The organism is Massilia litorea (assembly GCF_015101885.1).
Taxonomy (GTDB): Bacteria; Pseudomonadota; Gammaproteobacteria; order Burkholderiales; family Burkholderiaceae_D; genus Telluria; species Telluria litorea.
The window spans coordinates 946,294-970,193 of record NZ_CP062941.1 but is presented as its reverse complement, the minus strand read 5'-3'; the positions used below and the strand labels follow the sequence as shown (position 1 = coordinate 970,193).

Annotated in this window: 20 protein-coding genes; 14 read left to right on the top strand and 6 right to left on the bottom strand. The window is 64.6% G+C overall.

What is annotated here, in order from left to right; translation table 11 throughout:
• Positions 1 to 17 precede the first annotated feature (17 nt).
• The 3 genes from yajC to secF are packed head-to-tail and all read left to right on the top strand — an operon-like array spanning position 18 to position 3,318.
• Positions 18 to 350 (top strand): preprotein translocase subunit YajC, encoded by a 333-nt coding sequence (gene yajC / locus LPB04_RS04325; protein ID WP_193687535.1) that lies wholly within the window; start codon positions 18 to 20, stop codon positions 348 to 350.
• A 54-nt stretch (positions 351 to 404) separates the two neighbouring features.
• Entirely contained in the window at positions 405 to 2,282 is a 1,878-nt protein-coding gene (gene secD / locus LPB04_RS04320) for a protein translocase subunit SecD (protein WP_193687534.1), read from the top strand.
• Positions 2,283 to 2,298: 16 nt separating this feature from the next.
• Positions 2,299 to 3,318, top strand: coding sequence for a protein translocase subunit SecF (secF, locus tag LPB04_RS04315; RefSeq protein WP_193687533.1), 1,020 nt, complete (start codon positions 2,299 to 2,301; stop codon positions 3,316 to 3,318).
• Between the two features lie 484 nt (positions 3,319 to 3,802).
• Here the strand turns inward: secF and LPB04_RS04310 are convergent, their stop codons facing one another.
• From LPB04_RS04310 to LPB04_RS04300, 3 genes are all read right to left on the bottom strand, one after another.
• Positions 3,803 to 4,636 carry an HDOD domain-containing protein gene (locus LPB04_RS04310; protein WP_193687532.1) on the bottom strand — a complete coding sequence of 278 codons (834 nt, stop codon included), beginning with the start codon at positions 4,634 to 4,636 and terminating at the stop codon, positions 3,803 to 3,805.
• Between the two features lie 92 nt (positions 4,637 to 4,728).
• Positions 4,729 to 5,010 (bottom strand): hypothetical protein, encoded by a 282-nt coding sequence (locus tag LPB04_RS04305; RefSeq protein WP_193687531.1) that lies wholly within the window; start codon positions 5,008 to 5,010, stop codon positions 4,729 to 4,731.
• Positions 5,007 to 5,477, bottom strand: coding sequence for a MarR family winged helix-turn-helix transcriptional regulator (locus LPB04_RS04300; protein WP_193687530.1), 471 nt, complete (start codon positions 5,475 to 5,477; stop codon positions 5,007 to 5,009). The genes LPB04_RS04305 and LPB04_RS04300 overlap by 4 nt, the downstream gene beginning before the upstream one ends.
• 99 nt (positions 5,478 to 5,576) lie before the next feature.
• Between LPB04_RS04300 and LPB04_RS04295 the strand changes: the two genes are divergently transcribed.
• From LPB04_RS04295 to LPB04_RS04285, 3 genes are all read left to right on the top strand, one after another.
• Positions 5,577 to 6,479: a DMT family transporter gene (locus LPB04_RS04295; protein ID WP_193687529.1), complete on the top strand. Its 903-nt coding sequence runs from the start codon at positions 5,577 to 5,579 to the stop codon at positions 6,477 to 6,479.
• A 21-nt stretch (positions 6,480 to 6,500) separates the two neighbouring features.
• Positions 6,501 to 7,442 carry a GlxA family transcriptional regulator gene (locus LPB04_RS04290; protein WP_193687528.1) on the top strand — a complete coding sequence of 314 codons (942 nt, stop codon included), beginning with the start codon at positions 6,501 to 6,503 and terminating at the stop codon, positions 7,440 to 7,442.
• A 75-nt stretch (positions 7,443 to 7,517) separates the two neighbouring features.
• On the top strand, positions 7,518 to 7,877 hold the full coding sequence (locus LPB04_RS04285; RefSeq protein WP_193687527.1) for a hypothetical protein: 360 nt from the start codon (positions 7,518 to 7,520) through the stop codon (positions 7,875 to 7,877).
• A gap of 44 nt (positions 7,878 to 7,921) precedes the next feature.
• Here LPB04_RS04285 and LPB04_RS04280 read toward each other — a convergent pair whose 3' ends face one another.
• Positions 7,922 to 8,278: a translation initiation factor Sui1 gene (locus LPB04_RS04280; RefSeq protein ID WP_193687526.1), complete on the bottom strand. Its 357-nt coding sequence runs from the start codon at positions 8,276 to 8,278 to the stop codon at positions 7,922 to 7,924.
• A 64-nt stretch (positions 8,279 to 8,342) separates the two neighbouring features.
• On the bottom strand, positions 8,343 to 8,792 hold the full coding sequence (locus LPB04_RS04275; RefSeq protein WP_193687525.1) for a DUF488 domain-containing protein: 450 nt from the start codon (positions 8,790 to 8,792) through the stop codon (positions 8,343 to 8,345).
• A 337-nt stretch (positions 8,793 to 9,129) separates the two neighbouring features.
• On the opposite strand from LPB04_RS04275, the gene astC reads away from it, so the two are divergent.
• The 8 genes from astC (at position 9,130) to LPB04_RS04235 (ending at position 22,596) form a co-directional block, all read left to right on the top strand.
• Positions 9,130 to 10,374 (top strand): acetylornithine/succinylornithine family transaminase, encoded by a 1,245-nt coding sequence (astC, locus tag LPB04_RS04270; protein ID WP_193687524.1) that lies wholly within the window; start codon positions 9,130 to 9,132, stop codon positions 10,372 to 10,374.
• A gap of 75 nt (positions 10,375 to 10,449) precedes the next feature.
• Positions 10,450 to 11,475, top strand: coding sequence for an arginine N-succinyltransferase (locus LPB04_RS04265; protein ID WP_193687523.1), 1,026 nt, complete (start codon positions 10,450 to 10,452; stop codon positions 11,473 to 11,475).
• Positions 11,476 to 11,485: 10 nt separating this feature from the next.
• Positions 11,486 to 12,517 (top strand): arginine N-succinyltransferase, encoded by a 1,032-nt coding sequence (gene astA / locus LPB04_RS04260; RefSeq protein ID WP_193687522.1) that lies wholly within the window; start codon positions 11,486 to 11,488, stop codon positions 12,515 to 12,517.
• Positions 12,510 to 13,991 carry a succinylglutamate-semialdehyde dehydrogenase gene (gene astD, locus LPB04_RS04255; RefSeq protein WP_193687521.1) on the top strand — a complete coding sequence of 494 codons (1,482 nt, stop codon included), beginning with the start codon at positions 12,510 to 12,512 and terminating at the stop codon, positions 13,989 to 13,991. Before astA ends, astD begins: the two co-directional genes overlap by 8 nt.
• 2 nt (positions 13,992 to 13,993) lie before the next feature.
• Positions 13,994 to 15,337, top strand: coding sequence for an N-succinylarginine dihydrolase (gene astB / locus LPB04_RS04250; RefSeq protein ID WP_193687520.1), 1,344 nt, complete (start codon positions 13,994 to 13,996; stop codon positions 15,335 to 15,337).
• Between the two features lie 288 nt (positions 15,338 to 15,625).
• Positions 15,626 to 20,335, top strand: coding sequence for an NAD-glutamate dehydrogenase domain-containing protein (locus LPB04_RS04245; RefSeq protein ID WP_193687519.1), 4,710 nt, complete (start codon positions 15,626 to 15,628; stop codon positions 20,333 to 20,335).
• Between the two features lie 4 nt (positions 20,336 to 20,339).
• Positions 20,340 to 21,335: a succinylglutamate desuccinylase gene (locus tag LPB04_RS04240; RefSeq protein ID WP_193687518.1), complete on the top strand. Its 996-nt coding sequence runs from the start codon at positions 20,340 to 20,342 to the stop codon at positions 21,333 to 21,335.
• A 148-nt stretch (positions 21,336 to 21,483) separates the two neighbouring features.
• Positions 21,484 to 22,596 (top strand): NADH:flavin oxidoreductase/NADH oxidase, encoded by a 1,113-nt coding sequence (locus LPB04_RS04235; protein WP_193687517.1) that lies wholly within the window; start codon positions 21,484 to 21,486, stop codon positions 22,594 to 22,596.
• A gap of 75 nt (positions 22,597 to 22,671) precedes the next feature.
• Here LPB04_RS04235 and LPB04_RS04230 read toward each other — a convergent pair whose 3' ends face one another.
• Entirely contained in the window at positions 22,672 to 23,868 is a 1,197-nt protein-coding gene (locus tag LPB04_RS04230) for a globin domain-containing protein (protein ID WP_193687516.1), read from the bottom strand.
• Positions 23,869 to 23,900: the final 32 nt, after the last annotated feature.

The following is a 23,900-nucleotide window of genomic DNA, read 5'->3' as shown; positions in this document are numbered from 1 at the left end:
TCACAATCGGAGTCCTTGTGTTCATTTCCAACGCGTACGCGCAAACCACCACCGCTGCCGACCCTGGCCTGATGGGCAACCTGACGACCTTCGCTCCGCTGCTCATCATGTTCGTGGTCATGTACTTCCTGATGATCCGTCCCCAGCAGAAGCGCCAGAAGGAAATGAAGTCGATGATGGAAGCGCTGGCCAAGGGCGACGAAGTCGTCACCGCCGGCGGCATCCTGGGCCGTGTGGTGCAGGTGAAAGACGCCTACGTCACCCTGGAAGTGGCGACCGGTACCGAAATGGTCGTGCAGAAGAACGCAGTCACCACGCTGCTGCCGAAGGGTACCCTGAAGTCCCTGTAAGCCTGCGCCGCGGCCCCCGGGCCGCTGTCGCTCAACACCCAACGCTGGAACACTATGAATCGCTATCCCGTCTGGAAATACATACTGATCGCTGTCGCGCTCCTGCTGGGTGCGCTGTACACGGCGCCTAATTACTTCGGCGAATCGCCGGCGTTGCAGGTTACGACCGGCAAGACCGCGGTCAAGATCACGAGCGACACCACGGCCCGCGTCGCGGATGTGCTCACACGCGAAGGTGTTCCGGCTAAACAAGTGTCTCTGGAAGGCACCGGCAACTCGACGGCCGTGCGTGCACGCTTCGACACGACCGACGCCCAGTTCAAGGCCAAGCTCGCGCTCGAGCGCCAGCTCAACCGCGACCAGGCCGACCCCGATTACATCGTCACCGTCAACCTGGTGAAGAATACCCCCGCCTGGATGCAGAAACTGCGTGCGCTGCCGATGAACCTCGGCCTCGACTTGCGCGGCGGCGTCCACTTCCTGCTGCAGGTCGATGCCAAGGCCGTGCTGGAAACCAAGATGAAGGGCACGCAAGCGAGCGTGCGCAGCATCCTGCGCGACAAGAACGTGCGCCACGCCGGCATCGAGCGTAGCGGCAACACCGTGGAAGTGACCTTCCGCGATGCCGAAACCCGCGCCGCCGCCCGCAGCGTGCTGTCGAGCCAGGTTCAGGACCTGCAATTGGCGGACGCCGCCGACGGCAGCGACCTCAAGCTCCTGGTGACCCTGAAGCCGGAAGCGCTCAAGCGCACCGTGGAAGAGGGCGTGAACCAGAACATCACGACGCTGTCCAAACGTATCAATGAACTGGGCGTGACCGAACCGGTCATCCAGCGCCAGGGCGCCGACCGTATCGTCGTGCAATTGCCGGGCGTGCAGGACGTGGCCCGCGCGAAAGACATCATCGGCCGCACCGCGACCCTGGAAATGCGCATGGTCGATCCGACCGTGACGCCAGGCACCGAACTGTCGGCCGCAGTGCCGCTGAACTCGGAACTGTTCACCGAAGGCCGCGGCGCTCCGGTCGTGGTCTCGAAAGATATTATTTTGACCGGCGACTATATCTCCAGCGCGGTCGCTACCTTCGACCAGAACCAGCAGCCTGCCGTGTCGATCGACCTGAACGGCGACGGCGGCCGCAAGATCCGCCTCGTGACCCGAGAGAACATCGGCAAGCGCATGGCGGTCCTGTTGAAAGAAAAGGGCAAGTACACCGTGCCGACGGCGCCGACTATCCAGGGCGAACTGGGCTCGACTTTCCAGATCACCGGCATCGGCAGCATCGAAGACGCCAACGAACTGGCGCTGCTGCTGCGCTCGGGCGCCCTGTCGGCGCCGATGGAATTCATTGAAGAACGCGTGGTCGGCCCGCAGCTGGGTGCCGAAAACATCAGCCGCGGCCTGCACTCGACGGTCTGGGGCTTCCTGGCCATTACCGTCTTCATGATCATCTACTACAACATGTTCGGCGTCTTCAGTGCACTGGCGCTGGCGGCCAACGTGCTGTTCCTGCTGGCGCTGCTGTCGATGCTCCAGGCCACGCTGACCCTGCCGGGTATCGCGGCAATTGCGCTGGCGCTCGGTATGGCGATCGACGCGAACGTGCTGATCAACGAGCGCATCCGTGAAGAGCTGCGTGGCGGCGCCACGCCGCAACAGGCGATCACGCATGGCTTCAGCCACGCCTGGGACACGATTTTCGACTCGAACGTCACCACCCTGATCGTCGGCCTGGCGCTGCTGATCTTCGGTTCGGGCGCCGTGCGCGGCTTTGCCGTCGTGCACACCCTGGGCATCCTGACCTCGATGTTCTCGGCCGTGTTCGTCATGCGCGGCATCGTCAACCTGTGGTACGGCCGTCGCGGCAAGAAGGTCACGAAGCTGTCCGTGGGCACCGTCTGGACCCCGGGCCTGCCCGCTGAAAAGAAATAAGGACTAGGGAATCGTCATGGAATTTTTCAAAATCAAACGGGACATCCCGTTCATGCGCCACGCCTTGATCTTCAACGTGATCTCGGCGCTGACCTTCGTTGCGGCGGTGTTCTTCCTGGTGACCAAGCACCTGAATTTCTCGGTCGAATTCACCGGCGGTACCGTGATGGAGCTGCGTTATCCGCATGCGGCCGACCAGGAAAAGATCCGCGGCACGCTGCGCGGCATCGGCTATGAAGCGCCCGAGGTGGCCAGCTTCGGTACCGCGCAGGACATCATGCTGCGCCTGCCGCCAGTCAAGAACGCCAGCGGCGCGACCGCCTCGAACCAGGCTTTCGCTGCCGTCTGCGCGTCCGAAGGCGGCACGCCCAAGCAGATCACGGTGCTCGAGAAGGGCCAGCAAGTGGCGCGCACCAGCTGCGCAAATGCCGCCGGCGCAGAAGTCGTCACGCTGCAGCGCGTCGACTTCGTCGGTCCCCAGGTCGGCGACGAACTGGCCCACGACGGCCTGAACGCGCTGCTCATGGTGGTGATCGGCGTGGTGGTCTATCTCGCCGTGCGCTTCGAATGGAAATTCGCGGTCGCCGCCATCCTGGCGAACCTGCACGACGTCGTCATCATCCTGGGCTTCTTCGCCTTCTTCCAGTGGGAATTCTCGCTGACCGTCCTGGCGGCCGTGCTCGCCGTGCTGGGTTACTCGGTCAACGAATCGGTCGTCATCTTCGACCGGATCCGCGAAACCTTCCGCAAGCAGCGCAAGATGAGCGTGACCGAGGTCATCGACCACGCCATCACCAGCACCATCTCGCGGACCATCATCACCCACGCATCGACCCAGATGATGGTGCTGTCGATGCTGTTCTTCGGCGGTCCATCGCTGCACCATTTCGCGCTGGCGCTGACGATCGGTATCTGCTTCGGTATCTATTCGTCGGTGTTCGTGGCCGCGGCACTGGCCATGTGGTTCGGTGTGAAGCGCGAAGACCTGATCAAGCCGGTCAAGGAAAAGGACGAAACGGACGGCGCCGTCGTCTGATCGTCAAGGGCATGCGTGCATGCCCCGGCCAAAAAAAATGCCGCCTGACTTCAATCAGGCGGCATTTTTCATTCTCGTTGTGGCTTTTTTCACCATTTTGCCCAGTCTGCATATCGATTTTCGCAACGAAGTAGGCGAAATGTGAAATACCGGTCTCATGTGTGAGTTGTCGCACAGAGAGCCGAGATAGCGAAACCGTATAGTGGAACTGTCTCTTTCAGGACATCCCTAGTTTTGGACTTCACCCGCTCCCCCTCGGAGCGGGTTTTTTTTTGCCCCTGATGGTTTTTTCGCAACGGCCGAGAAAACGTTAAATGTGTGAAGTGGCGCACAGAGCGTGCGGGAATCGGGAACTAATATGGAGCTGTCTCTTTCAGGACATCCCTAGTTTTGGACTTTGCCCGCTCCCTGAGCGGGCATTTTTTTTGGGGAAATGAGATCCCGGGTGGTCGGGAAATATCGACGCAAATCGATTACAACGCGATTACAACAACGCCGACGTCAAACTCTGCACCTCGTGCGCCGACTCTTCCATGATGCGCGCCAGCGTCCCGTCGCCCACCGCGAAATCGATGGTCGCCGCCGCCTGCACCGTCGTCGCACCCGGACGCTCGAGCAGGGGAGAGGCCACCGGCGACAAATCGTTCGCCAGCAATAAGGTGTCACCGAGGGTTTCCGGCGGCAGGGCGCGCATGCCGTTCCACATGGCCTCGATCGCCCCCATCACCGGCGCCGGCACGCCCAGCCGCAGCAACACGCCGCGTCCGACCGCGACTTCGCCATGTTCCAGCCATTCTTCGGCATCGCCATCGAGCAAGCCCGGATACGCCTGCGCCTTCGAGAGCATATAAAAGCCGCCGACCTCGTGCACGATGCCGGCAAACATCGCCGTTTCCGGATCGACAAACGACACCCGGCGTGCGATCACCTGCGCCAGCGCGGCCACGTGGGCCGAGTGGCGCCACAGGGCATCGGCGCGCGCGCGCAGGGCGGGATCGGTAATTTCGCTGCTCAGCTGGCGCACGATGACGCTCGCCGCCAGCGCGCCCAGGGTGCGGAAACCCACGCGCTGCACGGCCGCGCGTACATTGGTCACATCGTTGCCGGAGCGGTTATAGGTAACGGAATTGGCGATCGCCACGGTGCGCGCCGCCAGCAGCGGCTCGGCCTGGACCAGGCGGGCCGCCATATCGGCGTGGCATTCGGGATCGTTCAGGGCTTGCTGCAGCCTGAGGGTGGCGTCGACATTCGTCGGGAAGCTGAGTTCGCCGCGAATGGCCTGGGCCGCGATACTTTTAAGGGCGTCGAGTCTGTCCATCGAAAAATTATACTCTGATGTACAGACGTGCCCCAGGCAATATTTGCCCGGCGGCACTTTTACAACGGCGCCGGCCTGCGCGCGGCGGGTGCTTACTCTTCGCTGAAAATCGCGTCGCAGCCGTCGCGCAGCTCTTCGGTGTCCTGCAGCTCGTCGACCAGGCCGAGGTCGATCAGCTCTTCGACGGCGTTCATGAAATTGTTCAATTTCGCTGCGCCGATCAGGCGGTAGATTTCGCCGGCTTCGTTGCGCACGCCGATCAGCATCTTGTGCTGGCGGACTTCTTCCTCGGTCGCCACGTCGAGCAGGATATTGCCAATGATGTGCTTGTCGAAATGGGCGGGCGTTTTGCCCTCGAGCAGGGTGGTTTTCAAGATTCTTCCTTTTGTTGTAGAGATAAGAGGGACGGGCGCCCGGCGTTACCAATGCGCTCACGCAGCTTCTTCAACGCGCCATCCATCTCGTCGAATTCGGCGTCGCTGTAATCGGCAAATAACTGCCTGCCGTGGGCAACTACCTTCGGGAACACTTCGCGGAACACGCTTTCTCCCGCATCGGTCAGGCGCACCTGGAACGAACGCTTGTCGTCGCTGCTGCGTTCGCGCAGCACGATGCCCTTCTGTTCGAGGCGTTCGATGACGCCCGTCAGCGTACCCTTTGTGATCAGGGTGCGCTCGCCGAGTTCCTTGTAGCTCATCCCATCCGTGTTGCCCAGCGTGGCGATGATGTCGAATTGCGCGTGCGTCAAACCGTATTGCCGCACCGTTTCGCCCGAATACCGCTCGAAGCCTTGCAGGCATTCGGCCAGCAAGCGGACGCTTGTTAAATATCGTTCCCCCATGTACTGGAATTATAGCCGTCCATGGAGTTCACTGGCCCACGGTTCGCCTTTTACTGCCGAGGCGCGTACCATAGTCGCTTTTGCCGATTTGCCACATTTATGACCCGCCACCTCCACGGCATCCTCGCCTTGCTGCTCGTCACCCTGGTCTGGGGCACGACTTTCCCGGCCATGAAAGATTTAACGGGGCATTTCTCGGCGGTGTGGATCATCCTGGTGCGCTTCGCCCTGGCAGCCTTGCTGTTGTCGCCCTTCCTGTGGCGCGCCAGGGCCCACGACCTGCGCTCGGGCGCGCTGCTGGGCGTCTTGTTATTCTTCTGCTTTATTTTCCAGGTCGAGGGCCTGGCGCTGACCAGTTCCAATCGCAACGCGTTTATTTGCGGCCTGAACGTGCTGGTCGTGCCGCTGCTGGGCGTGCTGGCCGGACGCCTGCCCGAGCGCCGCATCGTGCTGGCGCTGGCCATGTCGCTCGCCGGACTGGCCGCCCTGTGCTGGGATGGCGGCGGCTGGGGCCTCGGCGACTCGCTCGCGCTGATGTGTGCGCTCTGCTTCGGCGTGTACATCAAGGTCATGGAAGTGCACACCCAGCGTGCGACGAACCTGCTTACCGTCACTGCGGGCCAAATCACCACCGTCGCCGTCTGCGCCGCGCTCTGGCTGCTGGCGCGCGAGGTGCCGGGCGACGCCGCCGCACGCAGCGCCTGGTTCGGCGGTGTCGTGACTGCCATCGGCCAGCACGCCTGGAACTTCGCCTACCTCGGCGTGGTAGCGACTGCCGCCATTATTTCGCTGCAGACCTGGGGCCAGTCGCGCACCACGGCCAACGAGGCGGCCGTCGTCTACGCCTTCGAGCCGGCGGCTGCCGCCTTCTTCGGCTATTTCTGGCTGGGAGAAGCGATGACGGGACGCGGCTGGCTGGGCGGCTTGCTGTTGATCTCCGGTATGATAGTCAGTCAATGGAATTCCGAACGCCGGCCCGCCGCCGCGCTTGCCCCCGAGTGATGACGCCCCCAATCTGCCCCGATGCCGCAAGCTGAACTGTCCGTCCTGGCGCAGGAACGGCCGCTGCGCATCCTGTTGATCAACGCGGGCGAACCGGATTCCTTGACCTGGTCCGGCCTGGTCCAGCCCTTGCGCCAGGCCGCCAAGATCCTTGGCCCCGAGCGCCTGCACGTCGACGTGCGCAGCCCCGACAAATTTACCAGCGACGCCCAGCGCCACTGGCACCTGGTGCTGCTGGCCGCCGACGAAGCGCAGGCAGGACTAAAACCCGCCAACTTCCGCGCCCTGGTCGAACGCTGCCGCGCCGCGCCCTTCTGGGGCGGCGTCGGTGCCGGCGTGCTGTGGCTGGCGGAAGCCGGCGCCCTGAACGGCGTGCGCACCGCCTTCCCCTGGTCGCTGTACGCCGACGCCGACAGCCGCGCCGACCAGGCCATCTTTACCCCGCACCTGTACGAGATCGACGGCAACCGTCTGACCTGCTGCGGCGGCGCCGCCTCCGTCGATTTTGCACTGACCCTGATCGACATCATTTTTGGATCCAACGTGCAGGCGCCCGTCAAAGAGCTGCTGTGCGTCGACCGCGTGCGCGGCCGCGAGGAGCGCCAGCGCGTGGCCCTGCAGGCGCGCTTCGGAACGCTGCAGCCGAAACTGACGGAAGCGGTGACCTTGATGGAAGCGAATATCGAAGAGCCGTTGTCGACCGACGAGATTGCCCAGCTGGCGGGCGTGTCGCGGCGGCAGCTGGAGCGCTTGTTCAAGCAGTATCTCGGCAGTCTGCCGTCACGCTATTACCTGGAACTGCGCTTGAACCGGGCGCGTCAGTTGCTGCTCGACACGAACAACTCGATCGTGCAGGTGGGGCTGATGTGCGGGTTTTCGTCGGGGTCGCATTTTTCGACGGCGTTTGGGGCGCTGTTCGGGAATACGCCGCGCGAGGAGCGGCAGAGGCGGCTTGCCGAATAGCCGTTCGCTGCTTAGGCGTTGGTCCGCTGGCCGATGCCGGGAGTAGACTGGGCGTATTCTTGAAGGAGGTGCGCCATGAGAACCATATTGGCCGCGCTGCTTGCCAGCGTCGCCTTTTCCGCCCACGCTGATTTTGGGGCCGTGCATCAGGTCGACCTCGACACGCCCGGCGCACTCGCGCGCGTCCAGCGCGACCATCCCGAGCATCTCCGGGCGATCACCGAAATCCTGCGTGAAGCACCGCACCAGCGGCCACAGGCGCTGTCCGGCTGGGTGCGTACTGCATTCGACGCCAAAATGGCGTCGGCAATGCTGATCAAGACGAGTTATCCGCCGCAGGCGCGCCTTGAATTCGTGCTGGACGATACCGAATATCGGGCGCTGGTTACGCTACGCAATGTCGAGCCGGCGGTGACGCCGGCCAGGCAACGATAGGGCTGCATACGGTCGTTGGAGCGCTGGCCCGGCGCAGCTGCAACTCAGCCGCCGGCGCGTTTCGGTTGATGGCCAAGCTTTGTAAGTGTTTCCATGACCAGCTCACAGTGGTCGCCCTGGATCTCGATGACACCGTCTTTTACCGTTCCGCCTGAACCGCATGCAGTGCGCAATTGCTTGCCCAGTAGCGCCAGTGCGGTGGGATCGAGCGCCAGTCCCTTGATGAGGGTCACACTTTTCCCGCCGCGGCCTTTCGTCTGGCGTGACACGCGCACCGTTCCATCGCCTGCGGTGACAGCCTTTTTCTTGCATACGCATTGCGCGACGGGTTGCCGGCATTCGGGGCACATGCGCCCGCTATCGGTGGAATACACCAGGCCGCCGTTCGAACTGCTCTTCATTTTTCTACGTGCCCTTTCGATATATGGCTGAGGTGGCGTCCGGGTGCCGGACCTGCCATGAAAACTAAACGAGATGGGAAATCTTCAATTTTCCGTTCCAGCGCGAGTTGAGATACTCGACCGCAAGCCGCCGATGGCACTGATGAGGTTTGTCCTCGCTGCATAGCAGACATCCCCCGTCGAATAAGGAAACGTCCAGATTGCTCTCCACGCGGCGCCGTGCGAGCAATTCCAGATAGGCGCTTGCATAATCGTCCCATGTCATTTCCTTCAGTTGGTAACGTTGCAGCATCTCCTTCTCAGGCGCCAGTTCACCTAGCTCGATATATTGAACACCCAGGAGTTCGGACAGTAAAAATCGCAAATCCGCTTTTTTAGCGAAACCCGCAAGCTGCGAAGTGTTGTTCAAGCGTACGTCGAGCACCGTTCGCACGTTTGCGTTTCGCAAAAGGCTGAAAAAAGTTTCTGCCGACTTTTTAGTAAAGCCGATTGTCGAAACTTCTATGTGCGTCATATGCTATTCCCTTCGGGATTCGATCAGGCTGTCGGGGCGGTAACGCCGATCCAACAGGCGATCCAATTGTAGCGAATCTCGCTTCCTGCCTGGTCTTGCTGAACTGGTAGAAGAGGTGTCACGCTACTTGCGGTACCTAACCGGAAGCAGCGGGTCAGCGACAGTACCAGCCAGTCCCGTGGGGATATCGAGGCCCACCGGGATGGTCTCATCGGCCAAAAATGAAAATCCCCGTCGCACTTCTGCAAGAACCCGCCAGCCCATCCTCCTTATAATGACCAGACTCGGCGCCCGCGTCCCGGCGCGCCTGTCACTACTTCTGGATGAGGAAAAAGTCATGAATGCAAAGCTTGATTCGGGTGTCACAACGCGGCCTGTCACTCGGCAGACCTTCGACGAAGTCCTCGTTCCGACCTACGCTCCGGCCGCGATGGTGCCGGTGCGCGCTGCGGGACTGGACGTGTGGGACCAGGAAGACAAGCATTACCTCGACTTCACCTCCGGTATCGCCGTCTCGAGCCTCGGCCACGCCAACCCGGTGCTGGTCGACGCGCTGACCAAGCAGATCAACACCCTGTGGCACCTCGGTAACGGCTACACCAACGAGCCGGTGCTGCGCCTGGCTTCGGCGCTGGTCGAAGCGACCTTTGCCGACCGCGCCTTCTTCTGCAACTCGGGCGCGGAAGCGAACGAAGCGGCCCTGAAACTGGCGCGCAAGTACGCGCACACCAAGTTCGGTCCCCATAAATCGCGCATCATCTCCTGCCTGTCGTCCTTCCACGGCCGCACGCTGTTCACGGTGTCCGTCGGCGGCCAGCCGAAGTACACCGAAGGTTTCGAGCCGCTGCCGCAAGAGATCAACCACATCCCGTACAACGACATCGAAGCCGCGCGCGCCGCGATCCTCGACGACGTCGCGGCCGTGATCGTCGAGCCGATCCAGGGCGAGGGCGGTGTGATTCCGGGTAACCACGAGTACCTGGCGGCGCTGCGCGAGTTCTGCGACAAGACCGGCGCACTGCTGATTTTTGATGAAGTGCAGTCGGGCGTGGGCCGTACCGGCGCCCTCTACGCCTACATGGACACCCCGGTCATCCCGGACATCCTCACCAGCGCAAAGGCACTCGGCAACGGCTACCCGATCGGCGCGATGCTGACCACCGAGGAGATCGCCCAGCACTTCAACGTCGGCTCGCACGGCACTACCTACGGCGGCAATCCGCTGGCCGCAACCGTCGCGCTGAACGTGGTCGAGATGATCAACCAGCCGGCCTTCCTGGCGCGCGTGAAAGAAGCCAGCGCCAAAATCTTCGCCAACCTGGAGAAGCTGACCGCCGACTATCCGCAGCTGTTCGGCAAGGCGCGCGGCCTGGGCCTCTTGATCGGCCTGCCGCTGGCCGAAGGTTTTAAAGGCCGCGCCAAGGACGTCACCAAGATCGCCGAGAAGATGGGCCTGATGCTCCTGATCGCCGGTCCCGACGTCATCCGCATGGCGCCGGCGCTGATCGTGTCGGACGCGCAGATCGCGGAAGCCGATCGCATCCTGCGCGCCGCCGTCGACGAGTTCCTCGCCGCCGCTTAAGCGCTCACGCTTGCAGTATCGTCCCGGCCCACGCGGCCGGGATTCGTTCGCACTGAACCCTTCAAGGGAGACCACATGTACGTTGTCCGTCCGGTAGAACTCGCGGATGTCGACGCGCTCGAGCGCCTGGCTGCCGTGATCACGCCCGGCGTGCACACGCTGCCGCGCACGCGCGACACGATCGGCGCCTTCGTCGAGCGTTCGATCGCGTCGTTCGCGGCGCAAGTCGATATCCCGAGCGAGGAGTCCTACCTGTTCGTGCTGGAAGAGTCGACCAGTGGTGACATCGTCGGCACGGCCGCCGTGCACGCGTCGGCCGGCTCGAACGGCACCTATTTTGCGTTCCGCAACGACGTGATCCAGCAAGTCTCGCGCGACCTCAACATCTCGCACAGCGTGCATGCGCTGACCCTGTGCTCGGAACTGACGGCCTGCTCGCAGCTGGCCGGTTTTCATTTGCGCGACCGCGAACACGCGGGTATCGAGGCGGCTTTGCTGTCGCGTGCGCGCCTGCTGTACGCGGTGCTGGCGCCGCACCGCTTCGGCGACCGCTTCTTCGTGCCGCTGGCCGGCGTCACCGATGCAGACGGCCAGTCGCCGTTCTGGAATGCGCTCGGCCGCAAGTTTTTCAAGATGGATTTCCTCGACGCCGAGCGCGTCATCGGCGGCTCACGCAATCGCACGATCATCGTCGAGCTGATGCCGCACTATCCGGTCTATGTGCCGCTGCTGCCGGGCGACGCCCAGGCGGCGATGGGCCAGATCCATCCCGGCGGCCAGCTGGCCTTCGACCTGCTGACGGCCGAAGGCTTCGAAGCGGACGAATATGTCGACATCTTCGACGGCGGCCCGATCCTGGCCGCCCATAAACTGTCGCTGCGTTCGTTCTGCGGCTCGCAGCACCGCCGCGTCGAGACTGCACAGGAGGGCGCAGCCGAGCACTTCGTCACCTATGCGGTGGCGACGAATGCCGAGCGCTTCCGCGCCATCACCGTGGCTTGCCCGCCATGCGACACCTCCGACGTCCTGTCCCTGCCGCTCGCGGCACAGCAGGCGCTGGGCGTGGCGCCCGGCGACAACGTCATCTGCGTCAGAATCTGAGAGAGGCACCATGCTCGTCATTCGTTCCATTGCTGCATCGGACCTCGACCCGCTGATCGAGATGGCGCGCGAGGTCGGCGGCGGCATGACCACGCTGAAGCCGGACCGGCAAATGCTGGGCGACCGGGTCGCCTGCGCCGTCGCCTCGTTTCATGAAACCATTCCGCCCGAAGAGCGCGACTACATGTTCGTGCTGGAAGACACCGAGACCGGCCGCCTGGCCGGCGTCTGCGCCATCAAGGCTGCGGTCGGCATGAACGAGCCGTTCTATAACTACCGCATCGGCACCCTGGTCCACTCCAGCCGCGAACTGAACGTGTTTACGCGCATGGAGACCTTGTACCTGTCGAACGACCTGACGGGTGCGACCGAGCTGTGCTCGCTGTTCCTGCAGCCGGACTACCGCAAGGGCTACAACGGCAAGTGGCTGTCCAAAAGCCGTTTCCTGTTCATCGCCCAGTTCCAGCAGCTGTTCACCGAGAAGATCATCGCCGAGATGCGCGGCTACCTCACCGAAGACGGCACCAGCCCGTTCTACGAGGGACTCGGCCGCCACTTCTTCAAGATGGATTTCAACCATGTCGACGGCCTGACCGCGATGGGCAAGAAATCCTTTATCGCCGAGCTGATGCCGCGCCAGCCGCTGTACGTCGACTACCTGCCGGAGTCGGCGCGCGAAGTCATCGGCCAGGTGCACCGCTCGACCCTGCCGGCCCGGAAACTGCTGGAGCAGGAGGGCATGCACTACGAGGGCTATGTCGATATCTTTGACGCCGGTCCGGTGCTGCAGGGACGCGTAAAAGAACTGCGTTCGGTGCGCGACAGCGTGCTGCGCGTTGCCAACGAAGGCCGGCCGCAGGGCGAAACCGAATGCCTGCTGGTGTCGAACACGAAGCTCGACGATTTCCGGATGGTGCTGGCGCAGACGACGATCGACGGCGCCGAAGTCTGCCTCTCGGCGCAGGAACTGGCGCTGCTGCACGTCCAGGCGGGCGAGCCGGTACGCACGCTGTCACTTAACGTAAGGAAGAACAATGGCTAACCTGTCGAATTTTATTAACGGCGAATGGTCTGCGGGAAGTGGCGCGGAACTGGTCACGATCGACCCGTCCAGCGGCCGCCAGACCTGGACCAGCAAGGAATCGACGGCGGACGATGTCGCCCGCGCCGCCCGGGCCGCGCACGACGCCTTCGAGGACTGGGCCCTGCGCCCGCTGGAAGAGCGCATCGGCATCGCCACCCGGTTCCGCGACCTGCTGAAGGAACACGCGGAAGAGCTGGCGTCCATCATCGCCGAGGAAGTGGGCAAACCGCTGTGGGAAGCGCGCACGGAAGTGGCGACCATGGCGAATAAAATCGACATCTCGGTGCAGTCCTACGGTGCGCGTACCGGCGAGACGGCGGCCAAGGTTGCCGACGGCAATGCCGTCCTGCGCCACCGTCCGCACGGCGTGTTCGCCGTCTTCGGTCCGTATAACTTCCCGGGCCACCTGCCGAACGGCCACATCGTGCCTGCCCTGATCGCAGGGAACACGGTCGTCTTCAAGCCGAGCGAATACGCGCCGCGTACCGCCGTCAAAACCGTGCAGCTGTGGGAGCAGGCCGGCTTGCCGAAGGGCGTGCTGAACCTGGTCAACGGCGGCCGCGACACCGGCATCGCGCTCGGCCAGGACCCGCTGATCGACGGCGTGCTGTTCACCGGCAGCAGCCAGACCGGGGCCGCCCTGCATAAACAGTTCGGCGGCCAGCCGGGCAAGATGCTGGCGCTGGAAATGGGCGGCAACAACCCGCTCGTGGTCTGGGATCTCAGTTCCAACCCCCGGGATATCGACGCCGCCGTGCACCATACCGTGATGTCCGCTTTTATCTCCGCCGGCCAGCGCTGCACCTGCGCGCGCCGCCTGGTGGTGCAGGACACGCCGGAAGGCCAGGCATTTATTGACCGTCTGGTGGAAGTGGCCAGTAAGCTGCAGGTCGGCGCCTCGAAGGCCGAGCCGCAGCCCTTCATGGGTCCGGTGGTATCAAGCACCGTCGCCGCGCGCCTGGTCCAGGCACAGGCCGAGATGGAAGCGAAGGGCGGCAAGGTGCTGCTGCAGATGCGCCAGCTCGATCCGAACGCGGGTTTTGTTACCGCCGGCATCGTCGACGTGACCGATGCGCAGGGCATTCCGGACGAAGAGTGGTTCGGCCCGCTGCTGCAGGTCGTGCGCGTAAAAGACTTCGACCAGGCGGTGAAGGTCGCGAACGCCACCGAATTCGGCCTGGCGGCCGCGCTGCTGTCGCCGTCGGAAGAGCTGTGGAAGCGTTTCGCCGTGCGCGCCCGCGCCGGCATCGTCAACTGGAACCGTCCGACCACCGGTGCGGCCAGCTCGGCGCCGTTCGGCGGCGTCGGCAAATCCGGCAATCACCGCCCAAGCGCGTATTATGCTGCGGATTACTGCGCTTACCCGGTCGCCTCGATCGAGACGTCCGAACTCGAAATGCCGGCCAAGCTGTCGCCGGGACTGGTGTTTTAATCATGCGTAACGCTCGCGAATACAATTTCGATGGCCTTGTCGGTCCGTCGCACAACTACGCCGGCCTCTCCTTCGGGAACGTCGCGTCCTTCAGCAATGTGAGGAGCGCCTCGAACCCGCGCCTGGCCGCCCTGCAGGGCCTGACCAAGATGCGGGATTTGGCCGCACGCGGCTTCGCGCAAGCCGTGATGCCGCCGCAGGCGCGCCCGAATTTCCGCCTGCTGCGCAGCCTCGGCTTCTCGGGCACCGATGCCGATGTACTGGCCCAGGCCTGGCGCGAAGCGCCCGTGATCCTGTCCTGCGCCTGGTCGGCGGCGCCGATGTGGACCGCGAACGCGGCCACCGTCAGCCCCTCGGCCGATACCCGCGACGGCCGCGTCCACTTCACGGCCGCGAACCTGAACAACAAACTGCACCGCTCGGAAGAGCACGCGCAGGCCACGCGCACGCTGCGCGCGATTTTCAGGAACCACGATCACTTTGTCGTGCACGACCCACTGCCGTCGACGCCGGCTTTTGGGGACGAGGGCGCGGCGAACCACACCCGTTTCGCCGCCAACCACGGCGCGGCCGGTGTCGAGTTTTTTGTCTATGGCCGCGTGGAGTTCGATCCGTCGGCGCCGTTCCCGAAAAAATATCCGGCGCGCCAGACCCTGGAAGCCTCGCAAGCCGTGGCGCGCCTGCACGGCCTCGATCCGGCGCGCACCGTGTTTGCGGCGCAGAACCCGGACGTGATCGACCAGGGCGTGTTTCACAACGACGTCATCGCCGTCGGCAACGGCAACGTCCTGTTCTATCATGAGGAAGCGTTTGCCGACGAGGCCTCGACCATCGACGCGCTGCGCCGCTCGGTTGCGGGCGTGGGCGCCGACTTCGTGCCGGTGCGGGTGGCGGGCGCCATGGTGCCGGTGGCCGATGCGGTGGCCAGCTACCTGTTCAACAGCCAGCTGCTCACAAAAACCGATGGCAAGATGGCGCTGCTGGTGCCGCATGAATGCCGCGAGAACGCGGCGGTGTCGGCGTATCTGGCCGGTCTGGTCGCCAGCGGCGGTCCGATCGACGAGCTGCTCGAATTCGACCTGCGCCAGAGCATGCGCAACGGCGGCGGACCGGCCTGCCTGCGCTTGCGCGTGGCGCTGACCGACGACCAGGCAGCAAGCATGCACCAGGGCGTGATCATGACCGAAGCGCTGTACGCGCAGCTGGTGGGCTGGGTCGAGCGGCATTACCGGGATCGGGTGGAGCCGAAGGATCTGGCGGATCCGCAGCTCGCGCTGGAATGCACGGCGGCGCTGGAGGCGCTGGAAGGCATTCTTGGATTGCCGGGTTTGTACGATTTGAGTTAAGGCGCCGTTGATCAAGCGGTGATGACGCGTGGGCTCGAGAGCCCACCCTACGGTGCACCCGAAGCAGTCGCGTAACGTAGGGTGGGCTCTCCGAGCCCACGCGGTACAGCAGCAAAGAACCGGGACTGGCGCACAACGCACCGTCTCGAATCGGAACGAGTTACACGCTTCCGGGACAAGGAAGCCAAGGACCTGGACGGGACAACCCTGTCCACCAAACGCCGGTGCGCGCAAAGCCACAAGCCGTAGCGCGTACGGGCGACAACATCAAGCTTTGGAGAAGCAACAATGAACGACATGTCGCAAGATTTGCGTACGCAGACCCTCAACCTGGTGACCAACCAGCCCGCTGCCGGCGCGACCGAACAAGTCCGCGCCCTGATCAGCGCCTGGCTCGGATCACTCGACGAAGAAGATCTGGCCGGCACCGCGCCGCAAGCGCTGGCCCCCGTCCTGTGGGACGGTTTCACGCAGGCCGCGAAGCGCACTTCGCAGGGCTGCCAGATCGCGCAACTGCGCTACACCGACACCAAGGGCGGCATGGCGACGGCGCTGCTGATCCTCAACGACGACATGCCTTACCTGGTCGATTCCTTCGTCATGGCACTGCGCAAGGAGCGCGTCCTGGCCGCCGGCGTGATGAACGCCGTGCTGCCGGTCCAGCGTGACGCGAACGGGGTCGTGACCGCCGTCGGCAGCGCCGGGTCTCCTCTTGAATCGTATGTGCTGGTGCTGCTGAACGACGAACTGGCCTTCGAAGAACTCGACAAGCTGACCGCGCGTATCCGCATGGTCGCCAACGATGCCGCCGTCGTGCACCGCGATGCCGTCGCCATGGGCGACCGCATGACCGCCGTCGCCGCCGCCGCGGCAGCCGGCAATACCCCGGCCGGCCAGGAAGTGGCGGCCTTCCTCGAGTGGGCGAAAAATGAAGGCTTCGAACCCTTCGGCTACGCATACTATGTCGTCCAGCCCGGCCAGACCGAGCTGGCACGCGACATCCCGAGCCGCATCGGCGTGCTGAAGGACACCGCGCATCCGGTCTACGGCACCTGCCTGGCGAACATCCCGGGCGAACTCAATACCCTGGCCGGCCGCGCCGAAACGCTGTCGATCGTGAAGGCCGACGTCGAGGGAACCCTGCACCGCGACCAGCCGCTCGATTTTATTGGCGTGCGCCACACCGACGCCCAGGGCAACATCCTCGGCGAGCACTGCTTCGTCGGCCTGTTCACCCGCGCCGCCACCTCGACCCCGCTGGCGCGCCTGCCGTTCGCGCGCGGCCGCGTGGCGAAAGTCCTGAGCCTGGCCGGCGTGCGCCAGGAAGGTTTCCGCGCCGAGAAATTCCTCGAGATCCTCGAATCCCTGCCGCGCACCGAAGCGCTGGAAGCCGATCCGGAATGGCTGGCGCAGGTGTGCAGCTCGGTCGTCTCGCTGTACAAGCAGCCGCGTCCAAAAGTCTTTGCCCGCCGCGACGTGTATGGCCGCCACCTGAACACGCTGGTCTACCTGCCGCGCGAGCGCTACAGCGCCGCCGTCGCCACCAGCCTGGCGCAAGCCCTGAAGGAAAGCTCGGGCGCGCATGATGTGCGCGTGCAGACCCTGGTGGCCGACGGCCCGCTGGCCCGTGTCTACCTGATCGCGCATGCTGCCCGCTATCCGCTCGACCTGGAAACCGACATCCAGCAGCCGCTGCTGGCGGTGCTGGACGGCTGGCACGACCGCTTTGCCGCCATGACCAACGGCGTCGAAGAACACGCGCAGCGCAGCAGCCTGCGCAAGATGGGCGCCAACCTGCCGGTCTCCTTCGTCACCGCGACCGCGCCGGACGTCGCCTTCCGCGACCTGCAGGCCATGCTCAACATCGGCCAGCAAGACCGCGTCGCCGTGCGCATCGAACCGGGCAGCGGCGCCGGCAACGAAGCCCACGACGCCTCGATCCGCCTGTACTCGGGCGAGAACGTGCCCTCGCTGTCGCGCATCCTGCCGGCCCTGCAGAACGCAGGCATCGCGGTCGACCGCGAGCAGACCTGGGCTATCACGACCACCGACGGCGTGCGCCACCACGTCACCGCGCTGGCCGTGGACGACGAGAGCGGCAACAAACTGGTCAAAGCCGGCATCGCGCCGGTGGCCGAAGAGCTGTTTTCCGCGCTGTTCAACAACGAAGCCGAAGACGGTCGCCTGAACGGGCTGACCATCGAAGGCGGCCTGTCGGTGCGCGAAGTGCAGCTGGTGCGCGGCTATATCAGCTACTGGCGCCAGCTCGGCTCGAAGTTCTCGGTGCGCTACATGGCGGAAACGCTGCGCGCCCAGCCGGCATTGGTCAAAGAGTTCGTCACCGCCTTCCTGCAGCGTTTTAATCCCGCCCTGTCCGAGTCCGAACGCGGCGAAGGCACCGCGAAGCTGGCCTCGCTGAAAGCCGGCCTGTCGAGCGTGAACCACGCCGACACCGAAGAAATCATGGCCGCCCTGGTCGAGCTGGCGCTGGCGACCGTGCGCACCAACTACTTCCAGAACGACGGCGAAAAGATCATTTTCAAGTTCGACACCAGCAACCTGTCGCTGGCACCGGAACCGCGTCCTTACCGCGAGATCTATGTGTTCTCGCGCCGCTTCGAAGGCGTGCACCTGCGCGGCGGCCCGGTCGCCCGCGGCGGCCTGCGCTGGTCGGACCGCATGGAAGACTACCGCACCGAAGTCCTCGGCCTGGTGAAGGCGCAGATGGTGAAAAATGCCGTCATCGTGCCGGCCGGCTCGAAGGGCGGCTTCGTCTGCAAGCAGATGCCGAAGGACGCCGTGCGCGAAACCGTGGCGGCTGAGGGCGAGAGCGTCTACCGCCTGTTCATCGCCAGCCTGCTGGAAGTGACCGACAACCGCGTGCGCGGCGCGATCGTGGCACCGGATAACACCGTGCGCTACGACCAGGACGATCCGTACCTGGTGGTCGCCGCCGACAAGGGCACCGCGACCTTCTCCGACATCGCCAACAGCATCGCCGTCCAGCGTGGCTTCTGGCTGGGCGACGCGTTTGCCTCGGGCGGCTCGAACGGCTACGACCACAAGAAGATGGGCATCACCGCGAAGGGCGCCTTCGAAGCCGTCAAACGCCACTTCTACGAAATCGGCCACGACATGAGCACGACCCCGATCTCGATGGTCGGCGTGGGCGACATGTCGGGCGACGTGTTCGGCAACGGCGTGCTGCTGTCGCGTCAATTAAAAGTGCTGGCGGCCTTCGACCACCGCCACATCTTCCTGGATCCGACCCCGGACGTCGCGGTCTCGTTCGCCGAACGCCAGCGCATGTTCGCGCTGCCGCGTTCGTCGTGGGAAGACTACGACAAGAGCCTGATCTCCCAGGGCGGCGGCGTGTTCCCACGTAACGCCCGTTCGATCGAACTGTCGCCGCAGGTGCGTGCTGCGCTGGACATCGAAGAGACCTCGCTCGCTCCGGAAGAGCTGATGCACCGCATCCTGCTGGCACCGGTGGACCTGTTCTACAACGGCGGCATCGGTACCTATATCAAGGCCTCGACCGAAACCCATGCGCAAGTCAAAGACCGCGCCAATGACCGGATCCGCGTCAACGGCAACGAACTGCGCTGCAAGGTGGTCTCCGAAGGCGGCAACCTGGGCGCGACCCAGGCCGGCCGCATCGAATTCGCACTGGCTGGCGGCCGCATCTTCACCGATGCGATCGACAACTCGGCCGGCGTGGACTGCTCGGACCACGAAGTCAACATCAAGATCTGGCTCGATACCGAAGTCAATCTCGGCAAGCTGCCGGAAGCGGACCGTAACCGCATCCTGAACGAGATGACGGGCGACGTCGAAAAACTGGTCCTGCGCGACAACACGCAGCAGACCCATTTGCTGACCCGCGAAGTGCAGGCGCAGCAGAACGGCTCGGTCGTCGACGCCTACGCTGCCCTGATCACCAGCCTGGAAGCCGAGGGCGCCGTCTCGCGCGAGCTGGAACAGCTGCCGACGGACACCGAACTGCAGCGCCGCAAAGCGCTCGGCGTCGGCCTCACCGCGCCGGAACTGGCGGTCGTCGTCGCCAACGTCAAGAACCGTTTTAAACGCATCCTGGCCGCGCTGCCGCTGACCGACGAACCCTGGGCCGAGACGGTACTGCGTCCGTACTTCCCGGCCCAGCTGGTCGCGACCCGCGACCCGCTCGATCACCCGCTGGCGAATGCGATCCTGGCCACGGTGCTGGCGAACGAGGCGGTCAACCGCTGCGGCCCGCTGATGATCCGCGACCTGGCTGCCGAACACCGCGTCGACGAAGCGGAAGTCGTGAAAGCCTGGGGCCGTGCCTGGTCGGCGCTGAACCTGGCGCCGGTGTTCGACGCGCTCGACGCCGATGCCCTGAGCGTGCCGCGTGAAGTGTCGGTCGCGGTCGACCAGCGCACCCGTGCGCTGCTGCGCGCCGTGATCGAAGGCGTGCTCTCGCTGCCGCAGGGCGCCGACGGCATGCAGGAACTGTCGCAGCTGTTCGCCAACAGCGAGCAGGTGCGCCAGCTGATGCCTGCCAAGTCGGAGGCAGACGGCCATGCGGGCCTGAACGGCCGCTTCGTGCAGGCCTGGAAGCTTGTTGAGACCATCGAGTCGCTGGCGACTTTCCTGTTCGCCGCCGTCTCCGTGCAGCGCCCAAGCGGCATGTCGCTGGCCCAGTTCCTGCAGGTCGGCATGGCGCTGCGCGAGCGCGCCGGCATCGACACGCTGGAGCGCGGCCTCAAGTTGCCGCCGCAAAGCAAGTCGCAGGAACAGCTGCGCAACTACGCGATGCAGGCATTGCGCCGCACCCAGCAGCGCCTGCTGCTGCAGGTGATCGAGCGTGCCGGCAGCGGCGATGCGCTGGCGGCGGTCGACAAGGTCACGTCGGAGATGGGCCTGACCGGTTACGCGCCGGCCACCGACCTCGAACAGGCAATGCTGGACGTCTGGTCGCTGTCGGAAGGCTCGAATCCGGAACGCCTGGCGGCTTGAGACCATGAGCGCACCGTCCCTCCATCAGGTGCCTGACGCGGTGCGCGCGCTGGCCGAAGCCGATTTCGGCACGGTCGCGCAGCGCTTCCGCGACGCCGGCTTCGTCGTCGGGTTGCCCGCAAAGGGCATCCTGACGGTGAAGGGTGTGCAGCCCGTGACCCGGCCGGCGGTGCTGCTGTCGGTCGGCGTGCATGGCGACGAGACCGGGCCGATCGAAATGGTCGCGCACGTGATCGAAGCCCTTTCACGCGCGCCTGCAGCGCTGGCGGTGGACCTGATGCTCTGCGTCGGGAATGTCGAGGCGATCGCCGCCGGCAAGCGTTTCATCGACGCCGACTTGAACCGCATGTTCAAGCCCGATCGCGGAGCGCTGGCCGGGACAGCGGAGGCTGCACGGGCGGACGAGATGATCGCCGCCACCGACGCCTTCTTCGCGGGCACCGGCCCGGTGCGCTGGCACCTGGACCTGCACACGGCGATCCGCGCTTCGCACTACCCGATGTTCGCGATCGTGCCGGACCTGATCGCCGACCACGGCAAGCAAGCATTGATCGACTGGCTGGGGCAGGCCGCGATCGGCGCGATCGTCATGAATCCGAAATCGGCCGGCACCTACAGCTATTACTCGGCCGAGCACCACGCCGCGGCGGGCAGCACCGTGGAGCTGGGACGGGTCGGCACGCTGGGGCAGAACAACATGGCCCAGTTTGTCGACGCTTCCGCAGCGCTCGATGCACTGCTGCGCGGCGAACAGGCGGCGGCGCGCACCGCGCCGCACGTGTTCAAGGTGGCGCAGGAGATCGTCAAACTGTCCGACGATTTCCGCATGGGTTTTAGTCGCGAGACGCCGAATTTCGCTTCGCTCAAGCGGGGAGAAGTGATCGCCACCGACGGGGAGACCGTGTATTCGGTGTTCCACGAGGAGGAGATGGTGGTGTTCCCGAATCCGGATGTCAGAGTCGGGTTGCGCGCCGGGTTGATGGTGGTGCGTGTGAATTGATCGAAACGCCGCGGAGTCCGCGGCGTTTTTTATTTCCGCGATTGATCACGGGTCCGTACGCGTGGGCATGCCCACGCGTTGCGTGCGCCTGCAGAATCCGCCCATGTTCGCTAGACTGGCCCATTCGAACAAGAATGGAGCCGTCCCCATGAGCATGCTGTTCAGCCCCTACCGACTCGGGCCACTCGAACTGACCAACCGCATCGCCATCGCCCCCATGTGCCAGTACTCGGCCGACGAGGGCCTGGCCACCGACTGGCACATGATCCACCTCGGCCACCTGGCCCTGTCCGGCGCTGCCTTGTTGATCATCGAGGCGACCGCCGTCACCCCGGAAGGGCGCATCACGCCCGACGACCTGGGCCTGTGGTCCGACGCCCACCTGGAAGCCCTGAAACCGGTCATCGCCGCGATGCGCCGCCACTCACCGATTAAAATCGGCATCCAGCTGGCGCACGCCGGCCGCAAGGCCTCCAGCAACGTGCCCTGGGAAGGCGGCGCCAACATCCACCCCGACCAGCCACGCGGCTGGCAGACGGTCGCGCCATCGAGTGTCCCGCATGCCGAAGGCGAGAGCGTGCCGCTGGCGCTGGACCACGAAGGCCTGCAGCGCATCAAGCAGGGTTTCGTCGACGCCGCCCTGCGCGCACAACAGCTCGGCCTGGACGCCATCGAACTGCACGGCGCCCACCGCTACCTGCTGCACCAGTTCCTGTCGCCGCTGGCGAACCGGCGCGAGGACGACTACGGCGGCTCGCTGGAAAACCGCATGCGCTTTCCGCTCGAGGTGTGCGAAGCGGTGCGCGCGGCGGTGCCGGATCTGTGCGTCGGCATGCGCATCTCGGCCACCGACTGGGTCGAAGGCGGCTGGGATGTGGAACAAAGCGTCCGGTTATCCCACGAGCTGGAAAAGCGCGGCTGCCACTTCATCCACGTCTCCAGCGGCGGCGTGTCTCCGCTGCAGAAAATTCCGGTCGGTGCCGGCTACCAGATCGTCTTCGCCGAGCGTATCAAACGCGAAACGGGTGTGCCGACCATCGGCGTCGGCCTGATCACCGAGCCGCAGCAGGCCGAGCACGTCCTGCAGTCGGGCCAGGCCGACATGGTGGCGCTGGCGCGCGCGATGCTGTACGACCCGCGCTGGCCATGGCATGCGGCCGCCGAACTCGGTGCGCAGGTGGCCGCGCCGCCGCAGTACTGGCGTTCGCAGCCGCGCCAGTACAAGACGCTGTTCGGGGAAACGCGCCTCGGCCAGCGTTGAGCGTCTTGCAGGGTGGGCGCGGGGCGCCCACCCTGCATGTTGCATCCGCCAAGGCCGCCGGTATGCAGATACAAATTACAGCAGGTGATCCAGCAGATCCGGCCCGAACACTTCGCGGTGCAGGCGCGGCGCCGGCACGCCGGCGTCCAGCAGCGCCATCCACTGCGCCTGCATGAACTTCAGCGGGCCGCACAGCCAGACGTCCGTCTGCTCCAGATCCCAGGCCGGCAGGCGCGCAATGTCCATCCGCCCGGCCATCACGCCGTCGGCGGCGCTGCCCACGTCCTCATAAAATGTCGCGACATGCAGGTTCGGCATGAGGGCCCGCGCCGCGGCGACGTCGGCCTGCAGCGGGTGGTGGGCCGCATCGCGGGCGGCGTGGGCGAAGATCACGCGGCGTTCCGGATGGACCAGGGCGATGCGGTTCAGCGCCCCGACCATCGGCGTGATGCCGACGCCGGCCGAGAGCAGCACGATCGGCGCTTCCGACTCGGTGTCCGGCGTGAATTCGCCGAACGGATGCGTCACCTGCAGCACGCTGCCGACTTTTACATTTGCATGGATCCAGTTCGAAACTTCGCCGGCCGGCGCTTCTTCAAGTGCATCCTCGCGCTTGACCGAAATGCGCAGGCTGTCCTTGCCGAAAGCGTCCGACAGGCTGTACTGGCGCAGCTGGTGGCGTCCGCCCGGCAGGTCGACGGCGACGCTGACGTACTGGCCGGCCTTGAACGGCGGCAGCGGTTTGTCGTCGTCGGCAACGAAACGGATCGACAACACATTGTCGCTCTCGCGCGTGACCTCGGTGACGCGCATCGGGCGCGTCTCTCCCGGCGCGATGCCGGCGGTGCTGTACAGCTCGGCTTCGGCGGAGATCAGCAAATTCGCCAGCGAACCGTAGGCTTCGGCCCAGGCGTCGAGCAGGGGCTGCGTGGCGGCCGCGCCCAGGGTTTCCGCAATCGCCGCCAGCAGGTGCCGGCCGACGATCGGGTAATGCTCGGCGCGGATGCCGATCGAGACGTGCTTGTGGACGATGCGTTTCACGACCGGGCCCAGCGCTTCCGGAGTGCCGATATTCGCCGCGTAGGCAAACACGGCCGATGCGAGCGATTGCTGCTGCGCGCCGCTGGCCTGGTTGCCCATGTTGAACAGGCGCGTCAATTGGGGATACTCGGCAAACATGTTGTTGTAGAACAGGGTAGTGATGGCGAGACCATGTTCGCGCAGCACGGGGACGCTGGCATCGATATACGGACGGGAAGTGGAGGAGATCATCGTGTTTCCTTTTTATGCATTTTTAATGCAAC

Bases quoted from the DNA above. Each gene is read 5' to 3' on its own strand.
- secF (WP_193687533.1), top strand. From the start codon at position 2,299: ATGGAATTTTTCAAAATCAAACGGGACATCCCGTTCATGCGCCACGCC.
- astB (WP_193687520.1), top strand. From the start codon at position 13,994: ATGCGTAACGCTCGCGAATACAATTTCGATGGCCTTGTCGGTCCGTCG.
- LPB04_RS04245 (WP_193687519.1), top strand. From the start codon at position 15,626: ATGAACGACATGTCGCAAGATTTGCGTACGCAGACCCTCAACCTGGTG.
- LPB04_RS04295 (WP_193687529.1), top strand. From the start codon at position 5,577: ATGACCCGCCACCTCCACGGCATCCTCGCCTTGCTGCTCGTCACCCTG.
- LPB04_RS04310 (WP_193687532.1), bottom strand. From the start codon at position 4,636: ATGGACAGACTCGACGCCCTTAAAAGTATCGCGGCCCAGGCCATTCGC.
- astD (WP_193687521.1), top strand. From the start codon at position 12,510: ATGGCTAACCTGTCGAATTTTATTAACGGCGAATGGTCTGCGGGAAGT.
- astC (WP_193687524.1), top strand. From the start codon at position 9,130: ATGAATGCAAAGCTTGATTCGGGTGTCACAACGCGGCCTGTCACTCGG.
- LPB04_RS04300 (WP_193687530.1), bottom strand. From the start codon at position 5,477: ATGGGGGAACGATATTTAACAAGCGTCCGCTTGCTGGCCGAATGCCTG.
- LPB04_RS04235 (WP_193687517.1), top strand. From the start codon at position 21,484: ATGAGCATGCTGTTCAGCCCCTACCGACTCGGGCCACTCGAACTGACC.
- LPB04_RS04285 (WP_193687527.1), top strand. From the start codon at position 7,518: ATGAGAACCATATTGGCCGCGCTGCTTGCCAGCGTCGCCTTTTCCGCC.
- LPB04_RS04265 (WP_193687523.1), top strand. From the start codon at position 10,450: ATGTACGTTGTCCGTCCGGTAGAACTCGCGGATGTCGACGCGCTCGAG.
- LPB04_RS04230 (WP_193687516.1), bottom strand. From the start codon at position 23,868: ATGATCTCCTCCACTTCCCGTCCGTATATCGATGCCAGCGTCCCCGTG.
- LPB04_RS04240 (WP_193687518.1), top strand. From the start codon at position 20,340: ATGAGCGCACCGTCCCTCCATCAGGTGCCTGACGCGGTGCGCGCGCTG.
- astA (WP_193687522.1), top strand. From the start codon at position 11,486: ATGCTCGTCATTCGTTCCATTGCTGCATCGGACCTCGACCCGCTGATC.
- LPB04_RS04280 (WP_193687526.1), bottom strand. From the start codon at position 8,278: ATGAAGAGCAGTTCGAACGGCGGCCTGGTGTATTCCACCGATAGCGGG.
- secD (WP_193687534.1), top strand. From the start codon at position 405: ATGAATCGCTATCCCGTCTGGAAATACATACTGATCGCTGTCGCGCTC.
- LPB04_RS04275 (WP_193687525.1), bottom strand. From the start codon at position 8,792: ATGACGCACATAGAAGTTTCGACAATCGGCTTTACTAAAAAGTCGGCA.
- LPB04_RS04290 (WP_193687528.1), top strand. From the start codon at position 6,501: ATGCCGCAAGCTGAACTGTCCGTCCTGGCGCAGGAACGGCCGCTGCGC.